Here is a 4,964-nt window from a genome sequence, read left to right as displayed (position 1 = left end):
CGCACGCTGACGCTGCCCGACAGCTACCAGGACCACAACACCCCGGACGCCATGTACGCCGAGGCCGGCCTCGACGCCGCCGGCATCATCAAGACCGTCAGGGACACCCTGCCCGAACGGAAGGCGCGCGGCGCCAAGCTCGTCAGCGTCGTCCAGAAGTAGCGGCCCCGAAATCCCGCGGAACCGGATGGTCCCGCGGGAGTGGCGTGGGAGCTACTTGATCACCGCGCAGGCGATGCGGGCACCGGCCCCGCCGATGGGCTGGGTGGTGTGATCGTCCTCGTTGGCGTGGATGATCAGGGCCGAGCCGTCGCCGTCCTTGAGGGCGCCCTCGCCGGTCAGCGGCGTCTCGCTCGACACCTCCGCGTTCACCGAGCCGTCGGCATTGGCGAAGACGTTGGGCAGGTCGCCCTCGTCGGGACCTTCCGGGTTCAGCAGGCCGTGCTTGCTCTGGTCGTGATTCACGTGGGCCTTCGATTTCTCGAACTTCGCGGTGTCCGAGCAGTCGCCCACAGCGTGGAAATGGATGCCGTGCCAGCCGGGGGGCAGGCCGCCGGGCTGGATCGTCACGCGCATCACGAGGGAACTCGCGCCGTCGCGGATCATGATCTTGCCGATGGTCTCGCCCTTCCCGTTCTGGATCGGGCTCTCGAAGGTCTGCGGGGCCGCGGGCGGCGGCGCCTCGGCGGGCGCGGCCGGGGCGGGCTGCGCGAGGGCAGTCTGGGCGGCGAAGGCCGTGCTCGCCGCGAGGGCGAGGACCGACGGAAGTCGTCTCATGAAATGGCTCTCCTCTCCACGCCGGGTACGCCTGTGGAGCGTCAACGAAGATGGTCCCGGGGCGATCCACGGCAATGCCGGGGATGCGCGACCTTTCCCATGCCGGGGGCGGCGAGGCCAGACGGCGCGACCCGGGGGCGGCGCGAATGCCTGTGTCCGGCGGCACGCCGATGCTTGCGGCGCGTGGACGAACTCTTAAGGTTTCGCTAAGTTTCGCCTGACGAGGCCGGTGCCCGACCCTGATTCGCCAAGTCTCTCCCGGTGGATGGGCTCAAGATCCTGACCCGGCATCGACAGTGATCGCAGCATTGAAGACGCGTTGGGAGGTTCCCATGACGTTCACCGTCCCTCGCCGCCTCGGGTTCCTCGCTCTCGTGATCGGTGCCCTGCCGACCCTGGCCCTGTCGGAGACATCGTCCCCGGCCGGGCGGACATGGACCGATCCGCCGGCCCGCAGCGCCGCCGAGACCAAGCCCGCGCCGGCGCCGGCGGCGTCCCCGGACCCGTCCAGCGAGGCCTCCAAGGCGGCCCCCGTCGAGGCGAAGCGCCCGACGCGCGCGGCGGTCCGGGCGCCCAGGACCGCGCGCCGGTATACCGAAGCACGCGTGCGGGTCACGCACCCGGCGGCGTCTTTCTCGGCGCCGCGCCGCCAGGCCGTGCGGACGGTCGCGCGCGGGCCGGCCGCGGCCCCGGCCGTCCGGCGCGTCGCCCAGCGGCCGGCCCCCTACGCGGCGCGGCCGTCGGTGATGCGCTACAGCTACGGCGTCGTTCCGGACTCCACCGGGCCGTTCGTCGACGAGGACGACCGGGCGCGCCGGATCCGGCAGGCCCAGGAGGCCGGCTACCTCGTGGTGCGGTCCCGCAGCATCGAGTTCCCCGACGGCCGGCGCCTGCGCACCTACCGCCCCTACGAGGAGGAGAGCGAGGACTGAGGGGCCGAACGGCCTGCGGGCGTCGCGCACGAAAAAACCCCGCCGGGGGTGCCGGCGGGGTTCGGGTCGGATCGGGCGCGGGGCCGTGGATCAGCGCAGGCGGCCCGGCCGGGCGGGCTCGAACACGATGCGGCGGTGGAAGGCGCACCAGCTCTTGCCGTCCGGCGCCGGGGCGCCGCAGCAGACGGCGCGGTCGTTGGGCTCGCCGATGATGAATTTGCACACGAAGGCACCGGACTGCGCGAACGGCACCCGCAGCTCGGCGGAGGGCTCGGCGATGGCATCGGCCTCGCCGACCTGTGACATGCGGACAAGCTGGTTCATGGATCGGATGACTCGCGGACTGGCTTTCGCGGGCAAGGCCCTGCGGATTCTGACGGATCGGAAGCGCGTCGCCTTCGGGAGGGCCTCTCCCCTGCATGGACTCAGCGGGCGGCCCGCGAACATGAGTGGGGAGACTTGCGGACCCTGAGCGGGTCGAAAGCGCGGCCGAACCGGACGCGACAGCGTCATGATGCTGTTATATCTGGGGTTTGCCCCTCGGCAAACAAGTGCTGACGCATGTGTGTGTTGCAACGCACAGCTTTCCGGCCGCTGGCGCAAGGCGTCGCGGACAGGACCGGACCCGTCACGAAGCAGCGCGTCGTTTCATCCCGGGCCGCGGCGAAGAGTCGGTCACTGTCATCGTCCTGTGACGGGACCGTCATAGCAGCGGAGCGCGCAGGGCGTCGCGGCGGGATCACCCCGCCCGCGCGATCGCCCCGCCGAGGGAGCCGAGCCATGGCCGATGCGATCGCCCCCGGACTTCGCGCCGCGCCGCCCGAGGCCGGCTCGGGGCGCCGCCCCGGCCCGAACCTCGACGGCGGCATCCATGTCGCGGGCCTCGTCGCCTTCGCGGTGGTCCTCCTCGGCGGGCTCGCCTATGCCGGATACAGCCTGATCCACGACATGAACGCGGTCGGCGAGACGCCGCTGGCGATCGGCGCCTTCGCGCTCCTGGCCCTGGCGCTGCTCATCGCCCTGGCCTTCGAGTTCGTGAACGGCTTCCACGACACCGCCAACGCGGTGGCGACGGTGATCTACACCCACGCGCTGCCGCCGGTGGTGGCGGTGATCTGGTCCGGCGCCTTCAACTTCCTCGGGGTCATGCTGTCCTCCGGCGCGGTGGCCTACGCCATCGTCACCCTCCTGCCGGTGGAGCTGATCCTGCAGGTCGGCTCGGCCGCCGGCTACGCGATGATCTTCTCGCTGCTGATCGCCGCGATCCTGTGGAACCTCGGCACCTGGGCGCTCGGCCTGCCGAACTCCTCCTCCCACGCGCTCATCGGCTCGGTGATCGGCGTCGGTTTCGCCAACCAGCTGATGGCGCCCGCGGGCCAGGGCACCTCCGGTGTCGAGTGGGGGCAGGCGGTGAAGGTGCTGGAGGGGCTGCTGTTCTCGCCCGTCCTCGGCTTCGTCCTGGCGGCCCTGCTGCTGCTCGCCATGAAGGCGGTGGTCAAGCGCCGGGACCTCTACGAGGCCCCCCGGGGCGAGGCCCCGCCCCCGCTCTGGATCCGCGGCCTCCTCATCCTCACCTGCACCCTGGTGTCGTTCTTCCACGGCGGCAACGACGGCCAGAAGGGCATGGGCCTGATCATGCTGATCCTGATCGGCGCCGCCCCCACCGCCTATGCCCTGAACCGGACCATGTCGGACGACACGACCCCGGCCTTCGTGCAGCAATCGAAGGACGCCAGCGCGGTGTTCGCCGCCCGGGCCGGGACCGCGCCGCGTCCCGACGCGGCGGCCGCCCGCGGCCAAGTCAGCGAGGCCCTGCGCACGAAGGCGCTGAACAGCCCCGCCGTCTACGCGGCGCTGGCCGCCCTCTCGGACGACATCGCCGCCTCGGTGCAGCGACACGGCGCGATCCGCCAGGTGCCGGCCGCCGCGACCCCGAACCTGCGCAACGACATGTACCTCGCCGCCGACGCGGTGCGGCTGCTGCCGGCCGCCGGCGCCGGCCTCCCGGAGGCCGAGGGCAAGACCCTCAAGGCCTACGAGGGCCTGCTCAACGACGGCACCCGCTACATCCCCACCTGGGTGAAGGTCTGCGTCGCCCTGGCGCTGGGCCTCGGCACCATGGTCGGCTGGAAGCGCATCGTCGTCACGGTGGGTGAGCGGATCGGCAAGACCCACCTCACCTACGCCCAGGGCGCCTCGGCCGAGATGGTGGCCGCCGGCACCATCGGGCTCGCCGAACTCTACGGCCTGCCCGTCTCCACCACCCACATCCTGTCGAGCGGCGTCGCCGGCACCATGGCGGCCAACGGCTCGGGCCTGCAGGTCGCCACCGTGCGCAACATGGCCCTCGCCTGGGTGCTCACCCTGCCGGCCGCCATCACCCTGGCGGGCGGCCTGTTCTTCATCCTGCGGCACGTGTTCTGACGGGCGGGCCGGGCGATCCCGGCTTTCTTGAGGTCGCGCGGCGCTGCGTGTAGGTCGGGGGTGGGCTCGTCCGGGTTCGGCCGGCCGCCAGGAACCCCATGCGCGTCTTCGTCACCGGCACGGCCGGCTTCATCGGCTACCACCTCGCGCGGCGCCTCCTCGCCGAGGGCCATGCCGTCACGGGCTTCGACGGATTCAGCGACTACTACGACGTCGGCCTGAAGCGGGCGCGCCACGCCGAGCTCGCGCGAGATCCGTCCTTCACCCCCGTCGAGGCCCGCCTGGAGACGCCGGGCGCCCTGCGGGAGGCGGTCGGCCGGGCCGAGCCCGAGATCGTCGTGCACCTCGCGGCCCAGGCCGGCGTGCGCTACAGCCTGGAAAATCCCGGCGCCTACGTCGAGGCCAACCTCGTCGGCACGGCGAATCTCATCGAGGCGGTGCGGGCCCATCCGGTGCGCCACCTCCTGTTCGCGTCCACGAGCTCGGCCTATGGCGGCAACACCGCCCTGCCGTTCCGCGAGACCGACCCCGCGGTGACGCCGCTGACTCTCTACGCCGCCTCCAAGCTCGCGGGCGAGGCGATGATGCATGCCTACAGCCACCTGTTCGGCATCCCGACGACGGCCTTCCGGTTCTTCACCGTCTACGGCCCCTGGGGCCGCCCGGACATGGCGCTGTTCCTGTTCACCCGGAAGATCCTGGCCGGCGAGCCGATCACGGTCTTCGCCGGCGGCGCGGCCGAGCGCGACTTCACCTATGTCGACGACCTCGTGGCGGCGATCCGCGGGCTGATGGACCGGCCCCCGCCCCGCCCCGGCGACGGGCAAGGCC

5 protein-coding genes are annotated in these 4,964 nt (G+C 72.0%); 3 read left to right on the top strand and 2 right to left on the bottom strand.

Annotation, left to right across the window (positions count from 1 at the left end):
• Positions 1–213: 213 nt before the first annotated feature.
• Positions 214–777 carry a superoxide dismutase family protein gene (locus AC3WLN_RS23555; RefSeq protein WP_492485347.1) on the bottom strand — a complete coding sequence of 188 codons (564 nt, stop codon included), beginning with the start codon at positions 775–777 and terminating at the stop codon, positions 214–216.
• A gap of 332 nt (positions 778–1,109) precedes the next feature.
• Here AC3WLN_RS23555 and AC3WLN_RS23550 point away from each other — a divergent pair, with 332 nt between their 5' ends.
• Complete coding sequence (locus AC3WLN_RS23550; protein WP_492485346.1) at positions 1,110–1,709, top strand: hypothetical protein; 600 nt, start codon at positions 1,110–1,112, stop codon at positions 1,707–1,709.
• 90 nt (positions 1,710–1,799) lie between these two features.
• On the opposite strand, the gene AC3WLN_RS23545 is transcribed toward AC3WLN_RS23550, so the two are convergent.
• Positions 1,800–2,156 (bottom strand): GcrA family cell cycle regulator, encoded by a 357-nt coding sequence (locus AC3WLN_RS23545; protein ID WP_492485344.1) that lies wholly within the window; start codon positions 2,154–2,156, stop codon positions 1,800–1,802.
• A gap of 333 nt (positions 2,157–2,489) precedes the next feature.
• Between AC3WLN_RS23545 and AC3WLN_RS23540 the strand changes: the two genes are divergently transcribed.
• Both AC3WLN_RS23540 and AC3WLN_RS23535 read left to right on the top strand, forming a co-directional pair.
• On the top strand, positions 2,490–4,133 hold the full coding sequence (locus AC3WLN_RS23540; protein ID WP_492485342.1) for an inorganic phosphate transporter: 1,644 nt from the start codon (positions 2,490–2,492) through the stop codon (positions 4,131–4,133).
• 98 nt (positions 4,134–4,231) lie between these two features.
• On the top strand, positions 4,232–4,964 hold a 733-nt coding region (locus tag AC3WLN_RS23535; protein WP_492485340.1), incomplete at its 3' end, for an NAD-dependent epimerase/dehydratase family protein.

The organism is Methylobacterium sp. FW306-05-D (assembly GCF_058782155.1).
The sequence above is the reverse complement of the archived record's forward strand: the minus strand, read 5'-3'. Positions and strand labels throughout refer to the sequence as shown.